The following is an 18,828-nucleotide window of genomic DNA, read 5'->3' as shown; positions in this document are numbered from 1 at the left end:
AGCTGGAGCGAACCGGCAGGCAAGATGCCCGATTGCTCCACCAAGCGCACCATGGCTTCGGTCAAGTAGCTGGTCGATGATGCGGGTTTGCCGATGCAAGGCATGCCCGCCAAAAAGCTGGGGGCGAACTTTTCAAGCAAGCCCCAGATGGGGAAGTTGAAGGCGTTGATGTGCACCGCAATGCCGCCGCGCGGCACCAGGATGTGCGTGCCCGCAAAGCCGCCTTTTTTGCCCAAAGGGAACGCCGGGCCTTCGTGGATCAGGTTGCCGCTGGGCAGCTCGTTGCTGCCCATGCCCGAATACGCAAACAAAGTGCCCGCGCCGCCTTCGATATCCACCCAGCTGTCGGCGCGGGTGGCGCCCGTGTGGGCCGAGATGGCGTAGAGCTTTTCCTTGTGCTCACCCAGGTACTTTGCCAGGGCTTTGAGGCGCTGGGCACGTTCTTGAAAGTCCAGCTTGAGCAAATTGGGCAAGCCCACGGTGCGGGCGTGATGCACCGCGGCGCCAAAGTCGATGGCTTCGGCGTGGGTTTGGTACAAGGCTTGGCCATTGAGGGCGCTGCGCAAGGCTTGCGCGCCTTGTTGGCCGATCCACTGGCCACCGATGAAACTTTGCAGGACTTGGGACATGGGTCAACGCTTTCTGAGAAGTTCAAATCCGGTCTGCTTGAATTAACCAACCGGACGGTCGGCTAATTCTAGTCGCTTTGAGTGTCGGCGACCTGTCCAATTTCCTCTAGGGTTTTCAATCGACAAAAACAATCTGACAAGGTTTTGCAAAATTAATATGCATGCATATAATCTCCTCACTTTTCAAATTCATCGGCTGGAGCCTCCATGAGCACTGCGCCCACTCAACTTCCCGTCATCGTCGCTGGTGGCGGTATTGGCGGCTTGGCCGCTGCCCTTGCACTGGTGCGTCAAGGCTTTCAAGTCACCGTGCTGGAACAAGCCCCCGAGATTGGTGAGATCGGCGCGGGCATCCAAATTGGCCCCAACGGCTTTCATGCGTTTGATGCGTTGGGCATTGGTGACAAGGCCAGGGGCCGCGCCGTCTACACCGACTTCATGGTGATGCACGACGCGATCGACGAATACCAAGTCGGTAAGATCCCCACCGACGAAAAATTTCGCCAACGCTTTGGCAATCCTTATGCCGTGATCCACCGCGCCGATGTGCATTTGTCACTGCTCGAAGCGGCGCAAGAAACCGGTCAAGTGCAGTTCCACACCAGCACCCGCGCAGTGCGCATCGAGCAAGACGAGCACAGCGTGACCGTGTGGGACCAAAACGGCAAGACCTTCCAGGGCTGCGCGCTGATCGGGGCCGATGGCGTCAAATCGGTGGTGCGCGAGCAGTTTGTGGGCGACCCGGCCCGCGTCACGGGCCATGTGGTGTACCGCGCTGTGGTCGAGAAAAAAGACTTTCCGCAAGACCTGCAGTGGAACGCCGCCGCCATTTGGGTGGGCCCCAACTGCCACCTGGTGCACTACCCGCTGCGCGGCGGTGAGCAATACAACGTGGTGGTCACCTTCCACAGCCGCGAGCAAGAAGAATGGGGCGTCAAAGACGGCAGCAAAGAAGAAGTGCAAAGCTACTTTCAAGGCATCAGCCCCAAGGCGCGCCAATTGATCGACCTGCCCAAGACCTGGAAGCGCTGGGCCACCGCCGACCGCGAGCCGATTGGCCAGTGGACCTATGGCCGAGTGACCTTGCTGGGCGACGCAGCCCACCCCACCACCCAATACATGGCACAAGGCGCCTGCATGGCGATGGAAGACGCTGTGACCTTGGGTGAAGCGCTGCGCGTGCACCAGAACGACTGGCCGCAAGCACTGGACATGTACCAACGTGCCCGCGTGGCCCGAACCGCCCGCATCGTGCTCTCGAGCCGCGAGATGGGCCGCATCTACCACGCCAAAGGTGTGGAGCGCTTGGTGCGCAATGACTTGTGGCGCGGCCGCAGCCCCGAGCGCTTTTATGATGCGATGGCCTGGCTGTATGGCTGGAACGTGGGCAACTGCCTCGACGCCGCACAGCACAACTGAATAAAACGGAGACACACTCATGAATGACCTCGGCCGCATCGAAGACCTGCCCGCAGACTATGTGCAAGACCTGCGCAACGTGAACCTGGTGCCCCTGTGGCCCAGCCTGCGCGGTGTGCTGCCGCCCAAGGTGCCCACCCGCCAAACCCAGCCCACCTGCTGGGCTTACCAAGACATCAAGCCGCTGCTGCTCAAAGCGGGCGAGTTGACCCCGATTGAAAAAGCCGAACGCCGCGTGCTGGTGCTGGCCAACCCCGGCCATGGTCTGGACAAAATGCAGGCCTCAGCCGCCATGTATTTGGGCATGCAACTGCTCATGCCCGGCGAATGGGCCCCCAGCCACCGCCACACCCCCAACGCGGTGCGCATGGTGGTGGAAGGCGAAGGCGCCTGGACCACGGTGGACGGCGCGAAATGCCCCATGAGCCGGGGCGACTTGATCTTGACCCCCACGGGCCTGTGGCACGAACACGGCCACGACGGCACCGAGCCCGTGATCTGGCTCGATGTGCTGGACTTGCCCCTGGTCTATTACATGGAAGCCAGCTACCACATCAACGGCGACCGCCAGACCGTGGTGCCCGGCCAAGGCGACAAGCAATACGCCCGTGGCGGCGTGGTGCCCTCACATGTGTTTGAGCGCAGCAAGAAGGCTTACCCCATGCTGCGCTACGCCTGGAAAGACGCCAAGGCCGCGCTCGAATCGCTGGCCTCAGACGACGCGGGGCTGGAGCAGGTGCAAGTGACCTACACCAACCCCGAAACCGGGGGCGACGCTGAAAACATCCTGGGCTTTTACGCCCTGATGCTGCGCCCCGGCCAAACCCTGCGACTGCCAGCACGCTCCCCCGCGCAGGTGTTCCATGTGATTGAAGGCCAAGTTCAAGCACAGATCGTGGCCAGCACCTTCACCCTGCTTGAGGCCGACACCTGCTGCGCGCCCGGCTACGAAGCTGTGACGCTGACCAACCTGAACGCCAACCAAGCCGCTTTCATCTTCATCGCCGACGAATCGCCCTTGCACCGCAAACTGGGTGTGTACGAAAACCGCGGTTGATTTTTCTTTCAATGGAACCCATGACTTCTTACCTCTTCTCCCCTCCCGCAGTCCCTTCCCTGCCCGTGCGTGGCAAAACCGAACGCTTTCCGGTCAACCGCATCTTCTGCGTGGGCCGCAACTACCATGCACACGCCGTGGAAATGGGCCGCCCTGTCGACAAGAGCGTCGAGCAGGCGTTCTACTTCACCAAGTCGCCACAGACTTTGGTCGAAAGTGGCGCAACCGTTGATTACCCGCCCCGCACCAACAACTACCACTTTGAGATGGAGCTGGTGTTGGCCATTGGCAAAGCAGGTTTTCGCGTGAGCGAAGCCAACGCGTACGAGCTGGTCTATGGCTACGGCGCAGGCCTCGACATGACTCGGCGTGACCTGCAGCTGGTGGCGCGCGACAAAGGCCGCCCTTGGGACACGGGCAAGGACATCGAGCAAGGCTCGGTCTGCTCCGAGATCGTGCCCATGCCCGGCGTGGTGATCGAAAACGGCGCGATTGCCCTCGAAGTCAACGGCATCACCAAGCAGTCGTCCAACGTGGACAAGCTGATCTGGAACATCCGCGAAATCATCGCCGACCTGTCCACCTACTACCACCTGCAGCCTGGTGACCTGATCTACACCGGCACACCCGAAGGCGTTGGCGCGGTGGTGACCGGTGACAAAATCACGGGCCGCGTTGAAGGCGTGGCCGAACTTTCATTGACCATCGGCGCTGCGGCGTAAACCCATGAAGCTCTACAGTTTTTTCCGAAGCGGCACCTCGCACCGCCTGCGCATTGCGCTGAACCTCAAAGGCATCGCCACCGACTATGCGGCGGTGGACCTGCGTGTCGATGAACAGCAAGGCGAAGCCTTCAAGTCGGTCAACCCCCAGCAAATGGTGCCCGCACTCGACACCGGTAAGCAGGTGCTGATCCAATCGCCGGCCATCATCGAATGGTTGGAAGAAAAACACCCCACGCCCGCCCTGCTGCCTGCAGGCGCGGACGACCGCGCCCATGTGCGCGCGCTGGCGGCCATGGTGGGTTGTGACATCCACCCCCTCAACAACCGCCGCGTGTTGCAAACGCTGCGCAAACAATTCGGCGCCAAAGAAGACGCCATCAATGCCTGGTGCGCCAGCTGGATCAGCTCAGGCTTTGACGCCTACGAAGCCCTGATCGCAGCCGATTCACGGCGTGGCCGCTTCAGTTTCGGCGACACCCCGACGCTGGCCGATGTGTACCTGGCCCCCCAGGTTGAAAGCGCTCGCCGCTTCAATGTGGACCTGACGCAATGGCCACACATCATGGCGGTGGAAAAAGCGTGCATGGAACTGGAGGCCTTTCAAAAAGCTGCGCCGGGACAGCAGCCTGACGCGGGCTGATCGACACACACAAAAGCAAGGGCCCTTCGGGGCCCTTGCTTTTGTGGGTGCGTTGGGAAGCTATTTCTGCTTTGCAGCGATAGCAGACATTGGCGCTTTCAAAACCGAATGACACAAATTGGCAAAAACTGACAGCCGTAAAAGCCGATTTGATGGTCTGGTCATGACCACAAGAACCGACACCCCATCACCAGGGGCACAACCCAAAGTGTCGAATGAACAGACACTTTACGGCATGACCCAGCAAGCGTTTAACCCTGTAGAAAGAGAATTTTCAGATCAAACCGGAAGGGATGACTGATCTGATTCGCTCATTTTTCTGAGCCTCGGTTTTTGGCGAGGTGGGGATTTGGACATGATCATCGGATGTGGTTTGGCAAAAGAGTCACAGGCCGATCAACTAGAAAATGGCGGTTGACGGAAAAGCATAATGAATCTCAATGCCTCGAAGGAGCTTGGCTGTTATCTTGACCGTCAACCCTGTCAAGGAACTCGCCAATTCGACGTTCCAGATCCCGATAGTGGGGATTGAATGTCGCACGTGCACCGGCCTCACCGACAGGTGGCGACTGACCTCCGACACCGTACCAGACCCGCTGCGCTTGCTTGCACGCTCGAACCTGCTCTTCCGTACGAAATGGCGGGCTGCCGCAATTACGGTAAGTGCCTGACTCACCATAGTGCGGATTCTCTGGAGAGATGTGGACAGCGAGATGGGAAATTCCAACCACTCGCAGTGTGGTGTCCGATGCCGAGAGCCAGACCGTCCGATCGCTCGCTGTCGTCTGCGGAGGGTTGGAAAAGTAGTTGATAAGCAAACTGCGCGCATTCAGGGCATTTGCGTCAAAAAATTGTCGATTCCAGGCCACATCGACCACTTCATCATCTTCACTCTGCACTACCAGCCAAGGTGTCTGGATCGGTCCTCGTTGGCGAATACGGGCTTCCATCGTTCCCAAAACGGCCACGGTGGAAGCAATCCCTCGCGTCGGCATCGCGCCATAACGCGCGAAATCTTCGCGTGGACCCAGGTCTAACCAGGGACGAAACGTGGCAATCCATCTTGCTTGCCGAGCCAGAAAGTTGGAACGGATGCGATACGCCGGCGCCAAGCCAATCACCGCATCCACATTGCCTGGCGACTTGGCGGCGGCGGTCAGCGCCAGGGCTGCGCCCAAGGAGAAGCCTGCGACCACGACGAAAGGGCTCTCGGCACGCGCTTGCCGCAGAGCCACTTCAACATGAGACAACCAATCGTGGTGATCGACGACCATCAGATCTGCCGGACGTGTCCCATGCCCGGGTAGCAACAGTGCACGCGCTTCGAAACACTGTTTTGCGAGTGTCTCCGCGAGATCCCGCATGGCAAATGCCGTGTCAGAGAGGCCATGGATAAGGACAGCGATGCCTCGGGGTACGCCCTTCTTGCATCCCTGGTCTGGCGGCAGCTTGAAGGGCAGCACCTTGCCTAGTTCTGCATCGGCCATCGATGCAACAAAACGCAAACGATGCGTGCGCAGTTCTTGGCTCACATCCCTTATATAGGTCTCGAAATCGGCGACAGGGGCAAAAGCGGCGGGTTCACGCCATCCACTGCTCACCAGCTCAGGGCGTGGCGGCACGTCACCTGTGGATGAGCATCCAAGCAAAAGCATCGACAAGATTGTTGCAAACAGAGGCCGACGCATGGCGACCTCTTTCTTTAGGCGCAGCATCTTCTTACGATTGTGGTGGAGTTCAATATTGAATATGGCAGAGCCTGATGTCTCAGGTTTTCAGCAGCGAATCCAAACTTCGGCGCGGACTCGGCCCGCCAGGTTCCGTCGCGAATCCCACACGCGAGAGCATCTGCAGCGTTTGACCCGCTGAACCAAGGCCCAGGGTTTGGTGCAGCGCTTCCCTCGGCCCGCGCATCTCCGGGAACTCCTGCAGGGCCTGAGACAACGGGTGCATGTCCACACCCGCAGCCGTGGCCAGCAAGTGGGCTCGCACATAGGCACGTCCCGAGGCCACCTGCGTCGGCCGTGTGTTGTCTGGGCTGGCCAACCACAGGAAGCCACTGGCAGTTTCAGAGGGTACCCAGCGGTCCATCACCCGCTGCAGTGAACTGCTGCCCTTGGCGGGCACTTCCATTGGGTCAAAGAGCCCAACTGTGTGCAGCGCCCGAACCATCGGGTTGTTGAGGCTAATGCCATCGGGGTTTTTTGCAATGGCGCTGGGCCCGATGCGCATCACGCGAGCCGATTCGAGCCAGGTGCGGGCCGTGGTCGCCTCGATCTCGTAGGCCTCGCGCATGATGCGGCGAATCGGATCCATAGCAGCTGAACCGGAAGCAACACCGCTGCGCAAGCCGAAGCGGCTGGCCGTCTCGACCCAGTGGCGTACCAGCGTGTCAGGCAGCGCACGATCATTTGCATAGGCAGACTTGCGCGTGTGCCGGCGCACGATCTGGGCGAACAAGGGGTCAGCCGGTGCACTGCCCTGTTCGCCCAGAAAAAGAGTTGCCACGCGGCTGCCCTTGGGCAATTCTTGGTCGGCGACTGCGCCGTCCGGGAAAAGCTCAACCTTGACTGCAACGCCCCGCTGGGCGGCCGCGATCACGGCCAACTCAATGAAGGTGCCGAAGCCAATCAGGATCTGTCGCCCAAAGGGATCGGTCTCAGGCAGCACCCGCTCAGCATCGCAGTTCAAGTGGATGCGTCCGGCTTCACGCAGATCGGCGATCCAAGGCTGGAGGTTGTGCGGATTAGGTGCCAACAGTGCGTGGGCGAGCATGAAGCGACGCAGGTCGGTCTCTCGATCAGGGCTGCGCCAGGGTCGGATGGCAGCTTCTGGGAGTTCTTTGCTGCAGCCGACCAACGAAGCGGTGGCCGCGAGTACTGCACCGCCTCCCACAAGACGTATGAAGGAACGGCGGCTGGGGGTGGCTGAAGCGCCGCTATCCATAGGCTTCAACGATGAATTCGTGTCATTTATCAACTCCATTTTCATCTCCACATTGATGGTCATTCAATGGACACACTTCAAAAAAATTTCTGTCGGGGGATTGTGTAGAGCGTTCAGCATCTACACAATTGCCTATGGTTCTATATCTGAATTTCACTCATGAATAGCTTGTTTGACTGGTCGCTGGTTCGCTCATTTCTTGCCGTACTTGATCAGGGCAGTCTTCTTGGCGCTTCACGCCAGCTGCAATCCAGCCAGCCCACCATCGGTCGACATGTGGCCGAGCTTGAATCCCAGCTTGGACTGGTTCTGTTCGAACGCACCGGCAGGGGCTTGCTACCTACCGAGGCTGCGCTTCGCTTGGCCGAATCTGCGCGAACCATGCAACTTGGGGCTGATGCACTCGTGCGCAGTGTCGTCGGGGCTGATCAAGCTGTATCCGGAACGGTTCGCATCACGGCGAGCCAGCCTATGTCCTGTTATGTATTGCCACCTTTGCTGGCCCGAATGCGCCTGTCACTGCCCGAGATCCAAATAGAACTGGTCGCCAGCAATGCCGTTAGCAACCTCCTGCGGCGAGAGGCAGATATTGCGGTCAGGATGGTGCAGCCCGAGCAGGCCACGGTGATTGCTCGGCGGGTCGGCATGGTGGCTTTAAGGGCCTGCGCCCACCAGGATTACCTGCGTCGGCGTGGTGTTCCGCGACATCCGGCCGATCTTCTCTCTCATGACTTGATTGGCGGAGACCGCAACGAGGATACCCTCAAGGGCTTTGCCTCCGGCGGCATACCTGCAACGCGTGAACACTTTGCATTTAGGACAGACGACTTGATTGTCGTATGGGAAGCCATAAGAGCCGGGCTTGGCATTGGCTTTGTCAGCCAACAACAGATACGAACTGATCCATCGGTCATACCGCTGCTGCCGAAACTAAAAATTCAACCCATTCCGGTTTGGCTGGCGGTCCATAAGGAGGTTCGAACCAATAAGCGAATCAGAGCGGTCTATGACTATTTGGCCGACGCTTTACCTCGTGCGATCTGAAGCCACTCGTTCAACCAATCCACCATTCGTTCAAAAATGCTGGCTTTACGCCAGAAGCTTTCCGTACATTCAATCTTTGTCGGTATGCGCTTGCGCACGAGGGCCATCCTGACAGTTGATCAACTCAGTGACTTGGAAAGGCATTACATGAAATTTCTCCGCTCTTTTTCAGCTTTGGCGGCATCATCTTTGATGTTCGGCATGGCAGGGACATCCTGGGCCCAGACTGAGCCCCGAGGCTTCTATGCGACGGTCTACGCTCAAACCAGCAACCTCGGTTCGACTACCTTTAATGAAATAGGTAATGCGGGCTTGGGCTCTGGGTTAAAGGCCAGCTTTGGGACAGGATTGGGTCTCGGCGGCGATATCGGGTTTCGTTACGGCAATGGCTGGGCATCGGAGCTTGAATGGAACTGGCGCCGTCATGACCTCAAGTCGCTCAATCGCGGCGCAACCACGCTCGCATCCAGCGGCGACTTTGCTTCCAATATCATCTTTGTCAACGGCCTTAGGCGCTTTATTGGCCCAACTGGCAGCTGGACACCCTACGTGGGTGCGGGTCTGGGGTGGGTTCAGGAGATCGATTTCGATATCCCTTCTGGCGGTACAGAGCGCGCATGGTCCAAGAGTGGAAAAGCCGCCGTGCAGCTGATCGGTGGTACTGAGATTCCTCTGGGAGATACCTGGAGGCTGACCGCTGACGTTCGCGTATTGCGAATTGGCAACGTTGAATTGCCAGCAGAAGAAGGGGTCACGGGTCGACTGACGCAGCCGCGCTACAACCCTGTTTCTGTTCAAGTGGGATTGCGACGGTTATTTTGACCTTCGCGAGCTTGTAGGCTCTTAGATGCGGTTGGCATTTCTTGGTACCGCGCTCGGTCACCAAATCGCGCCACCGCATCCGCCTTTCGGCGTCGGCTGACCGGCACTTCACGGCCATCGCTCAACTCACAAATGGCAGCTTCACCGCGACGCCCTAAGGACCGCACATGCCTGGCATGCACCCACCATGAGCGATGAACCCGCATCCCGGCACTGCCTTCTTCGTCTTCCACTTCTTGCAAACTGCCCAGCACCAGCGCTGCGCCCCGAGTGGTCCAGACGCGCAAGTATTGAAGCTCAGACTTGACGGCTATTACATCGTCACCCAGCTCTGTGGGTAACGCTGCGCGCCAATGACGAATGCTCGCATCAACGACTTTGAGTTCTTGCGACAGGGCTACCAGCGGTTCATCGACTGAACGGTTGATTTTTTGAACCAATGACGGCAACAAACCCTGCAACCGAGGCCAAGAGATCAACGCCCATGCCGCAATAACTGGACCTGAAATTTCAAGCCATTCATCGACCAGCACAGCCCAGCCAAATGCTCGCTTACCGCTACTGATTTCATCGGTGTCAATCGTTTCAGCAAATCCCAAAACTTGCTGCATCAATCCCTCACCGATCAGCCAGTAGATCGGTGCCAGCACGACAGAACCACATAGGCCACTCATCGCAACGAGCGACCACAAAGGCATTCGGCCCTTTGTATCGACTCTGCTCAACAGGTACAACATCGTCTGAAGAATGGCCAAGCCGACTCCAATTTGGAGTACCCAGAAGAGCGCCATCCATAGCCAAGGGGCCATGAAACCAGCATCTGGCGTCAACGCCATTACCAATGCCCAGAGAGCCAATCCCGTGCCCCCCAAGTAACGGGCAATTGACACGCTGTTGGGTGTATCAACTGATGTTTGCATGTCGTGACTCTAACAACTCATAGATGAAATCCCAGGTTTTGAAAGCGAGAAAAAGGGAAATTTGCTTTCATCACCATCTTTCTATAGATGGGCGCAGGACCAGCTCGAAAGTCCACGCATCGCGCGGCTGGCTGTGCAACCACCAGTAGGCCTGGGCGATGTGGTCCGGGTTCAGGATGCCATCCGGTCCGAAATCGGCCACGCGCTGCGCAAAATGCTCACGCGCGAAGGCGGTGTCGATCAGACCATCAATGACCACATGCGCCACATGCAAGCCCTGTGGGCCAAACTCTCGCGCCATCGACTGGGCCAGCGCACGTAGCGCAGCCTTGCCACCAGCGAAGGCCGCAAAACCCGCCGCTCCCCGCAGGCTGGCTGTGGCACCTGTAAAAAGAATGGTTCCACGCCCACGTGGCAACATCACCCGCGCTGCCTCGCGGCCCGCCAAAAAGCCCGCCAAGGCACACATCTCCCAGACTTTGAAGTACTTCTGCGCCGTTGTCTCGAGGACTGGGAAGCGGACATTGCCGCCCGCGTTGAATACCAACACGTCGATCGGCCCGATATCGGCTTCAATATGCTGGAAGAATTTGACCACCTCGTCCTCGCGCCGTGCGTCGAGTCCAAAAGCGAGAGCCCGACCACCCTGGGCGGTGATCTGGTCGACCAGCGGTTACAAGGCCACCTCTGTGCGTCGCGCCACGCATACGGTGTAGCCCTCCTTGGCGAAACGCCGGGCCACCGCTGAACCCGTGGCGTTACCGGCGCCGATCACACAACAGACTCCATTTCCGGACATGGTGTTCTCCTGGGTCAAGGCCTTATGCCCGGGCAGTGGGTCTGGCCGAGACCTGTGCAAACCAGCGAGACAGGTGGGCCATCTCCGGCGGGATGCGCAAGCCCACCGCTTTGCCCAGGACGCAAGCACACTGCGCGACGATGTCGGCCAGGGTGTAGTCATCGCCAGCGATGTGGCTGCGCTCAGCCAACTCGCCATCCAGCCAGGCCATGGTCTGCAGCGCCCGATTGCGGGCCCAGCCGGCGACTTCGGGCACCTGCTCGACGCGCCCGCGGTAGAAGTCGCTGCTGTGCACAAATGCAAGCGCGATCGGCTGTGACAGTTCGTGATCCATGCGTAGCGTCCACATCTCGATGTGGGCCGAGCCCTGAGGTGTCTGCCCCATCAATGGTGGCTGCGGGTGCAAGGCCTCCAAATAACGACAAATCGCCAGGGACTCGGCAATGGCGCTGCCATCGTCGAGTTCGAGCACGGGCAGCTTGCCCAGGGGATTGAGCCTGAGAAAGTCCGGCAGGGCATTGGCCCCACCCGCGGCATCCACCTCACGTCGCTCGATCGAAATGCCTTTTTCAGCCATGAAGATGCGCACGCGACGGGGGTGCATGCCAGCGCTCAGGTCGTGAAGAATCATGTCAGGGTCTCCTGTCTCAGTCATTTATATTTCATGGCACAGATCACACGTTCAGCCACCTCGCTGGCGAGCTCCGAGACAGAAATGAGAGCTGCTGGAACGCGTCCGCTGCGCAAAGTGGCTGCGCCGTGGACTGCACTCCACGCGAACAGCGCATCACGCTCACTCGGCTGAGTGGGAACAACCCCCTTCAAATACAAGCCCAGCAAAGCTGCGGGAAGATATTCATAGCTGTCGATGTCTCCTTGTGAATCAATTGTTTCTCGGTAAGCCTGAGCCTGTGCACCAAAGATCAGCCGCCACAAGGCAGGCTCGTCATCTGCAAACTGCAGATAAGCTTGGGCTAAGCGAAACAGCCGCAGACGAGCCTCTTGAGCGTCCGATGGTGGCACCGCAATGTCAAAAGCGGCTGCAAACCGCTGCCTGAGACGGTCGAACCCACTGCGCGCAACCTCGAACAAAAGATCCTCACGGCTGTCAAAGTGGCGGTATGCGGCTGCAGCCGATACACCAAGAGATGCGGCGAGCTGGCGCAACGACAGTCCTTCGATGTCCGGTGCAGAAAGCGCGGCATCGATCAGCTCCTGCCGGAGATTGCCGTGATGAAAGCTTCGCGGTCGGGCATCGGATGGACTTTCGCACAGAGGCTCAGCAAGCAATTCATCTTTTTGCATAAGGTTATGTTATCGCTGTTTACTTTGATCGGCAATGTCGGCAAAATATTTTTGTCATTAGGCTATTAAGGAGTCTGACCATGCGAATGTCTCATCGCCTGCTTCGCAATCTGCATCTTGCGACAACGCCTATTCTGGGCGCCTTCGTATACGCCAGTCCACTTCGAGAAAATCCGGTCTTTGTTGCCATCGTGCAGTGGGGCGTATTTCCATTGGTGGCCAGTGCGGGCTTGGTGATGTGGATCCGGCCTTGGTTAGCCAGGCGTGCAGCCGAAGCCGATCGTTCATGACACGCCGGAAATTCCTCACCCGCTCCCTTGGCATCGCAACCGCTGCATCCGGCTTAAGCTTTGCCAGCACTGTAGGATGGTCGATGGCTTCGCCCGAGCAGGGCCATCGTGTTGTGGACCTTGATCTCTTCGATGCCAGCCGACAAAGGCCTGTTCCATCTCGTCTGCATCTACCCCTCCATAAAAGCGCTTCTAGACCAATACCATTGGTCGTGTTCTCGCATGGCCTCGGGGGGTCGCGTACGGGCTATAGCTACCTCGCCCGCCACTGGGCCAATGCCGGTATGGCCAGTCTGCATCCGCAGCATGTCGGCAGTGACAACAGTGTGTGGCGCGGAAACCCATTGGAGTTATTACAACGCCTACAGACAGCGGCACGCGAGTCTGAAGCCCTAGCTAGGGTTCTGGACCTGCGTTTTGTCCTGAACCAAGTTCTGGCCTCAGATCAGGGTCAGTTGTTCGATGTGTCGAAAATAGCAGTCGCCGGTCACTCGTATGGCGCAAACACGGCCATGCTGGTTGCCGGGGCAAAGGTAGAAACCGGCAGTGCCACCTTGCGTGACCTTCGGGACAGGCGCATGCAGGCCGCCATCTTGATTTCGGCGCCACCTTTGCTGGGGCAGGGACCAGCAGAACAAGTCCTCGGTAGCGTCAGTGTGCCGACACTGCACATCACCAGTTTGGAAGACACCATCAACTTACCCGGCTACAGCAGTACAGTCAATGACCGGATCGATATCTTTGACGCCATGACCCAATCGCCCAGAGCCCTGGCGGTGTACAACACTGGCGGACACAGCATCTTCACCGACCGCACCACGCGCAGCGGACCGGAGGCCAGCTCCCGAATCAAAGGCGCCACTCAAGAGCTTTCCACAATTTTCTTACGACAGTCGCTGCACTTTGGACTTATTCAACTCAATACTGAACACCGGTCTGAACATCCAGCTATGAAACCCAAACATGCTGAACTGCTGGATAACCAAAAAACCGAGGATGGAATAACGCAATGGGCCTACCGCCATAAAAATCTACTCGATCGATTGGTCACCAGAGAAACGTAAGCGTTTTACGAATCCGTCATGAATGTGAAAAATTCCGAAGTCTCTAAGACAAAACGGTGTTTGATTTGGCTTTTAGAGGTGGTTGATCGCAGATTCGAACTGCACCTCAAGGCAAAACTCGGCTTGATTAGCGGGAATGTCAGATGAGGATTCGCTTGTTTGCCAATGTCCGAAATGAGCCGGCTTATGCTGGTCACATGTTCGCTGCGATGGTCCGCTTCCAGCCTTAACCAGACCCCCATAACCAAAACCAGCCACTTGCTTGGTCAGTGATCGAGCATGGTTCCTCGGGTCGAGCCCGAGGGTGTCAGATCATGCGATTACTCGGCCCAAGCCAAGTACGTCCGATCAATCAGCCAAACACCTCGGTGTCCACCTCGCTGTTGGCCTGCGCGCTGTAGCGGTTACCGGCCACCGTGTTCTGGTTGATGAGGGCGTCCAGGCGCGCCATCAAACCGGCATCAAGCTGCACATCCACCGCTGCCAGATCGTCCAGCAGGTGGTCCACCGAGGTGGTGCCAGGAATGGGAATGATGTCTTCGCCCTGGTGCAGCAACCAAGCCAGTGCCAGCTGCGAAGGGCTGCAACCGGCCTCTTGTGCGAGCGCATGGTAGGCGGGCAAGAGCTTCAAATTGGCGGCATAGTTCTCGGGCGCAAAGCGCGGCATGCCTCGGCGGATGTCTTTGGCATCAAAAGCGCTCACGTCCAAAGCCGCGCCGCACAAAAAGCCCCGCGCCACCGGGCTAAAAGCCACAAATGCCACGCCCAAATCGCGGCAGGCCTGCAGCACCGCGATCTCTGGGTTGCGCGTCCACAGCGAATATTCGGTTTGCACAGCCGCAATCGGGTGAACCGCATGCGCCTTGCGCAAGGTGCCAGCCGACACCTCCGACAAGCCAATGGTCTGAATCTTGCCTTGGCGAACCAAATCACTCAAAGCGCCCACGCTGTCTTCGATCGGCACTTTCTTGTCCCAACGGTGCAGGTAATATAGATCGATCACATCGGTCTGCAAACGGCGCAGTGCATCCTCACAGGTCTTTTTGATCGTCTCGGGCCGGCCGTCGATCACGCGCACTTTGCTGCCATCGCTTTGCTCAACGCCCTGCATGCCGCATTTGCTGGCCAATGTGAACTTCTGCCGATGCGGCTTCATCACCTGGCCCACCAGGGTTTCGTTGGTGCCAAAGCCATACAAAGCGGCGGTGTCAAAAAAAGTCACGCCTTGGTCCAAGGCAGTGAGCAGCACGCGTTCGGCTTGCTGGGCCGAAACAGGTGCGCCATACGCGTGGCTGAGGTTCATGCAGCCCAGGCCGATGGCGCTGACGTCGAAGGAGGCAATGGATCTGTTTTTCATGCCTCTATCTTAGACGCTTGGAGACCCCCCGCCATCCCGCCTGCACGAAGACAGAACCGGGTCTTCAAGCCTTGAAAGCGCCCAATGCAGGCCTGGCCGTGGCACCGAACTGCCAAGCCGAAACCTGCGGCACTTCCTGATGCACTGGGCTCTGTTGATCTGAACCCATATCGATCAAGACCATCCGGTTCTCCTCACCCGACTCGTCCGCCGTGGCATCAATGCGCAATGTCATCGCCGCTCGGTGTGCTGTCGCTGGCAGGTTCACCACACAAAACCGTCGACATTGCCCACTCAACACTTCCCAATGAAACGCCATGAAAATATTTCGCGACGCTTCATCCAAGAAGCCAATGAAAGGCTTGTGTTGACATTGCGAACGTTGAATATCAAGAATGATCGCCGCAGACAAGTTGGTTTGTGTCACCAGGCCCTGCACGTTCAAAGTCACAAAGCCCACGGGTGCAAAGTCATAGACATCCACATACTTTTGCAAATCCTGCTGTCCATCGTGCACCGGCTCCGTATCCATGTGCATGACGTATTGAGCGCCGTTGTAACGGGGTCGTTCAGACAACAGGCCCAAACGATGCACATATTGCGCTGAATCGTCCTGGATACGCCCATAGCACTCGCAAACCGAACGAAGCAGACCTGAACGGTCTTGGATCGAAATTTTTCCACGGCTGTTTTGGATCCAACCTGCAGACTGAAATTTCCCAGCCGCCTGTGTGACCGACTCTCGACGAACACCCAACATATTCGAAATGGTCTCGTGGGTCACCGCCAACTCATGGCTGTCCAGCCCGTCCGAGTTCCGAAGCATCCATTGGCTCAGTCGTTCGCTCACGGAATGGTGGCGACTGCACACAATGCTCTGGGCCATTTGCATCATCAAAGACTGCGCATAACTCATGGCCAACTGCTGCAGTTGATGGCCATCACGCAGTAATGACAAAAAGCGATCGGCCGACATGCGATAAGCCTGACCTGCACACTGAACCTGAACACTGGTCTCCATAGATGTCGCACCCAAAACAAGCGGTACACCGATGAAGCCATTGCGGTCTGTCAACGCCACCTCAACCGTCTCGCCGTCCATGGTGCTGGACAACAAGGAGACCGTGCAAGTGGTGGGAAAGTAAACATGCTGCAATGCGCGGTCACCCTCATAAATGACCTGTCCAGCGCTCAGGTTGACCGCCTCCAAGCTGCCCTTCAGGGCGTCATAGTTGTCCTCGGACAATGCCGCAAGAATCAGATTGCGACGAGAATTTCCATGCCAAATGTCATGCATGGGCTGGGATTGCGCACAGAGATTTTTGACCGCCTCATCCGGGTCGCCGATCAAGGCTTGCAATTCATGGTCACTCACCAATCGGGTTGGGAGAGTCTTGGCGTTATGCAATGAGTTCCACACGATTTGCTCCATTTCGAGAAGCCGCCGCAACCATTGCAGCAAGGCCATGGACTCATGCTCCAAGAATCATCGAAGCAAGTCGATTGATCCAAGGGTTTGTTTGTGGTGCCCATACGGTCTATACACAAACGGGTAGTGCCAGAAGTCGTGCCTTCAAGCAACTCAATCGATACCTATCACTGGAATAGGCATACAGGTCAATCAAAACAAGCACTTTGCTAGATGGCTTATCACCCGACGTGACAGCACGATGGTTGGGCTGCAAATCAGAAGTTTGCAGCTCCCTTTTGGGAAGCAAATCAACACATGTCGCCCATGCAAATGGTTGGCAACTGGAGTTCACCATGGCTAAGAAAACCACTTCCTCGAAAAGTACTTCTCAGGAAAGATTCAACGATGACAGCGGCAATGTATCGAACACGCTGTACGGTCAGGTCAATGCATTGAGCGGTCAAGACAACGCCGCAAGCTGGTCTCACAGCAGGGCCAGCAAGCAAGCTGTGTCGACAGATACGGCAAGCCAAGAGTCGACTGCAAGCAGTTCTGTCCAATTGACAGGCACAGCACTGGCCGCCCCACTGCCAACGCCCAACGTCAACAAGGTGTACCAACACTGGGCCGATGGCGATGCTGCGCAGGGCACATCGGCAGAATGGAACAACAACATCCTGACCGACAGCAAATCGAATTACTTCGAGGGCGAGGTCGTTCCCCACGTCTTTTATTACAAAGCGAGCAACAGCCAACCGCTGGTCAACGGTCAGAGCTACTCCTTCAATGTGACCTACAACCATTACCAGGCCAACACCAACGCCGGTGGCTTTTTGTTCATGACCTCGCCCGATGTGGACCGCGACCCCAGCAACTTTGCAGGCGCCTCGACATCCAACGACGGCAGCTTTACCAACGGCGGCGGCATGCAGGGCAGCTTCCAAACCGTCAATGCCAACATCACCGGTGTGACTGACGTCACTTACATCAACCGGGGGGCTGGCACGATGGATGGCCAAGTCACCATCACCTTCACCTACACCGGCCCCACCACACAAAACGGTGGTGCCGAAGTGCAATACGGCCTGATGATCGCCGCGCCCGGCGCTTTGTCCTCACAAGGCTTTGGCCCGACTCTGGGTGCCACCGCCTGGAGCGGTGGATCGCTGCAGACCACCGTGGACATCGGCGGCAAAGGGGCCACATCCATCCAGCTCATGCCCTCGGCCATCATCGATGGCGAAATCAGCGGCATGAAGTTCAATGACATGGACGGCAACGGCGCGCGGGATGCCGATGGCATCGACAATCTTGCAGGCACAGCCGACGACGAAGTCGGTTTGGCCAGCTGGACCATCTTCTTGGACAAGGATGCCGATGGCATGCTGGACGCTGGCGAGCGCTCCACCATCACAGATGCACAAGGCCGTTACAGCTTCTCGGTCACACCCGATGCCGATCCAACGGACCTTGATAACGATGCCTATGTGGTGCGTGAAGTCCAGCAAACGGGTTGGGTGCAAACCTCACCCAACCCCCTAGGCATTGTGATCACTGCCATGTCCCCCAAAGTCATGGATGTGGATTTTGGCAACCAGCAGCTGATGCCAGCGCTCAACATTGTCAAAGATGCCACAGTCCCCGGCGGTACCGCCAACGTGGCGGGTGAAGTCATCAGCTACACCATCACCGTGCAAAACACCGGCAACCAGATGCTGACAGGTGTGACGGTGACTGACCCGATGATCAGCGACTTGAGTTTGGTGGCCAACTCCGCGTCCTCCGATAATGAACTGGATGTGGGCGAAACCTGGACTTGGACTGGCACCCATGTGGTGACGCAAGCCGAGATCGATGCTGGCGGCTATATCCTCAACCTGGCCACTGCCGATTCGACCCAGACCGGCCCCGACACCGACGATGCTTCGATTGCCGTAGAGCAGGCCCCCAGCCTGAACATCGTCAAGGAAGCTTCTGTCGCAGGTGGCACCGCCAACGCTGCAGGCGAAGTCATCAACTACGCCATCAGCGTGCAAAACACCGGCAACCAGACGCTCACTGGCGTCACCGTGGCCGATCCGTTCATCAGCAACCTCGCCCTGGTCGCTGACGCCGCTTCTGCCGATGGCGAGCTGGATGTGGGCGAGACCTGGTCCTACACCGCCAGCCATGTCGTCACGCAAGCCGAGATTGACGCGGGCAACCCCATCGTCAACTTGGCCACTGCTGACTCTGTGCAGTCAGGCCCTGATACCGACGATGCTTCAATCCGTGTGGAACAGGCCCCCGCCCTCAACATCGTCAAAGACGCCTCTGTCGCTGGCGGCACTGCCAACGCTGCAGGTGAAGTCATCAACTACGCCATCAGCGTGCAAAACACCGGCAACCAAACGCTCACCG

General features: G+C 57.9%; 17 protein-coding genes and 1 pseudogene. 9 read left to right on the top strand and 9 right to left on the bottom strand.

Annotated elements, in window-relative coordinates; translation table 11 throughout:
* The coding region (locus ABWQ00_RS05985) for an aldehyde dehydrogenase family protein (RefSeq protein WP_353237769.1) at positions 1–629 on the bottom strand (629 nt) is incomplete at its 3' end.
* A gap of 207 nt (positions 630–836) precedes the next feature.
* On the opposite strand from ABWQ00_RS05985, the gene ABWQ00_RS05980 reads away from it, so the two are divergent.
* Genes ABWQ00_RS05980 through maiA form a run of 4 tightly spaced genes read left to right on the top strand, consistent with a single transcriptional unit; the run spans position 837 to position 4,470 of the window.
* Positions 837–2,048, top strand: a complete 1,212-nt coding sequence (locus ABWQ00_RS05980) for a 3-hydroxybenzoate 6-monooxygenase (RefSeq protein WP_353237768.1) — start codon at positions 837–839, stop codon at positions 2,046–2,048.
* A gap of 19 nt (positions 2,049–2,067) precedes the next feature.
* Entirely contained in the window at positions 2,068–3,105 is a 1,038-nt protein-coding gene (locus ABWQ00_RS05975) for a cupin domain-containing protein (protein ID WP_353237767.1), read from the top strand.
* A gap of 20 nt (positions 3,106–3,125) precedes the next feature.
* The gene (locus ABWQ00_RS05970; RefSeq protein WP_353237766.1) at positions 3,126–3,827 is read left to right on the top strand and encodes a fumarylacetoacetate hydrolase family protein; all 702 of its coding nucleotides are present in this window, start codon (positions 3,126–3,128) and stop codon (positions 3,825–3,827) included.
* A gap of 4 nt (positions 3,828–3,831) precedes the next feature.
* On the top strand, positions 3,832–4,470 hold the full coding sequence (gene maiA, locus ABWQ00_RS05965) for a maleylacetoacetate isomerase (RefSeq protein ID WP_353237765.1): 639 nt from the start codon (positions 3,832–3,834) through the stop codon (positions 4,468–4,470).
* A 437-nt stretch (positions 4,471–4,907) separates the two neighbouring features.
* On the opposite strand, the gene ABWQ00_RS05960 is transcribed toward maiA, so the two are convergent.
* Entirely contained in the window at positions 4,908–6,158 is a 1,251-nt protein-coding gene (locus tag ABWQ00_RS05960; RefSeq protein WP_353237764.1) for an alpha/beta hydrolase, read from the bottom strand.
* Between the two features lie 79 nt (positions 6,159–6,237).
* The gene (locus ABWQ00_RS05955; RefSeq protein WP_353237763.1) at positions 6,238–7,245 is read right to left on the bottom strand and encodes an Acg family FMN-binding oxidoreductase; all 1,008 of its coding nucleotides are present in this window, start codon (positions 7,243–7,245) and stop codon (positions 6,238–6,240) included.
* A 330-nt stretch (positions 7,246–7,575) separates the two neighbouring features.
* Between ABWQ00_RS05955 and ABWQ00_RS05950 the strand changes: the two genes are divergently transcribed.
* Both ABWQ00_RS05950 and ABWQ00_RS05945 read left to right on the top strand, forming a co-directional pair.
* A complete protein-coding gene (locus tag ABWQ00_RS05950; RefSeq protein WP_353237762.1) occupies positions 7,576–8,460 on the top strand; it encodes a LysR family transcriptional regulator in 885 nt (294 codons plus the stop codon).
* Positions 8,461–8,496: 36 nt separating this feature from the next.
* Positions 8,497–9,282, top strand: a complete 786-nt coding sequence (locus ABWQ00_RS05945) for an outer membrane protein (RefSeq protein ID WP_353237761.1) — start codon at positions 8,497–8,499, stop codon at positions 9,280–9,282.
* Here the strand turns inward: ABWQ00_RS05945 and ABWQ00_RS05940 are convergent.
* The 4 genes and pseudogenes from ABWQ00_RS05940 to ABWQ00_RS05925 all read right to left on the bottom strand — a co-directional run bounded on the left by ABWQ00_RS05940 (position 9,255) and on the right by ABWQ00_RS05925 (position 12,306).
* Positions 9,255–10,202 (bottom strand): LytTR family DNA-binding domain-containing protein, encoded by a 948-nt coding sequence (locus tag ABWQ00_RS05940; RefSeq protein WP_353237760.1) that lies wholly within the window; start codon positions 10,200–10,202, stop codon positions 9,255–9,257. The genes ABWQ00_RS05945 and ABWQ00_RS05940 overlap by 28 nt on opposite strands.
* A gap of 70 nt (positions 10,203–10,272) precedes the next feature.
* Positions 10,273–11,001, bottom strand: a pseudogene (locus ABWQ00_RS05935) (SDR family NAD(P)-dependent oxidoreductase).
* Positions 11,002–11,023: 22 nt separating this feature from the next.
* Positions 11,024–11,632, bottom strand: coding sequence for a glutathione S-transferase family protein (locus ABWQ00_RS05930; protein ID WP_353237759.1), 609 nt, complete (start codon positions 11,630–11,632; stop codon positions 11,024–11,026).
* Positions 11,633–11,652: 20 nt separating this feature from the next.
* Positions 11,653–12,306, bottom strand: a complete 654-nt coding sequence (locus ABWQ00_RS05925; RefSeq protein WP_353237758.1) for a TetR/AcrR family transcriptional regulator — start codon at positions 12,304–12,306, stop codon at positions 11,653–11,655.
* A gap of 80 nt (positions 12,307–12,386) precedes the next feature.
* Between ABWQ00_RS05925 and ABWQ00_RS05920 the strand changes: the two genes are divergently transcribed.
* Positions 12,387–12,596, top strand: a complete 210-nt coding sequence (locus tag ABWQ00_RS05920; RefSeq protein WP_353237757.1) for a hypothetical protein — start codon at positions 12,387–12,389, stop codon at positions 12,594–12,596.
* Positions 12,593–13,660: an alpha/beta hydrolase family protein gene (locus ABWQ00_RS05915; protein WP_353237756.1), complete on the top strand. Its 1,068-nt coding sequence runs from the start codon at positions 12,593–12,595 to the stop codon at positions 13,658–13,660. The genes ABWQ00_RS05920 and ABWQ00_RS05915 overlap by 4 nt, the downstream gene beginning before the upstream one ends.
* Before the next feature lie 352 nt (positions 13,661–14,012).
* Here the strand turns inward: ABWQ00_RS05915 and ABWQ00_RS05910 are convergent, their stop codons facing one another.
* Together ABWQ00_RS05910 and ABWQ00_RS05905 are read right to left on the bottom strand one after the other, a co-directional pair.
* Positions 14,013–15,017: an aldo/keto reductase gene (locus ABWQ00_RS05910; protein WP_353237755.1), complete on the bottom strand. Its 1,005-nt coding sequence runs from the start codon at positions 15,015–15,017 to the stop codon at positions 14,013–14,015.
* Positions 15,018–15,081: 64 nt separating this feature from the next.
* Positions 15,082–16,485 (bottom strand): Crp/Fnr family transcriptional regulator, encoded by a 1,404-nt coding sequence (locus ABWQ00_RS05905; RefSeq protein WP_353237754.1) that lies wholly within the window; start codon positions 16,483–16,485, stop codon positions 15,082–15,084.
* 296 nt (positions 16,486–16,781) lie between these two features.
* Between ABWQ00_RS05905 and ABWQ00_RS05900 the strand changes: the two genes are divergently transcribed.
* Positions 16,782–18,828: CLIPPER-2 domain-containing protein (locus ABWQ00_RS05900; protein WP_353237753.1), on the top strand; the 2,047-nt coding region annotated here is incomplete at its 3' end.

It is taken from the genome of Limnohabitans sp. (assembly GCF_040400975.1).
In the GTDB taxonomy this organism is placed as follows: domain Bacteria; phylum Pseudomonadota; class Gammaproteobacteria; order Burkholderiales; family Burkholderiaceae_C; genus Limnohabitans_A.
Note: the sequence above shows the minus strand (reverse complement) of the source record. Positions and strands in the feature narration are given on the sequence as shown.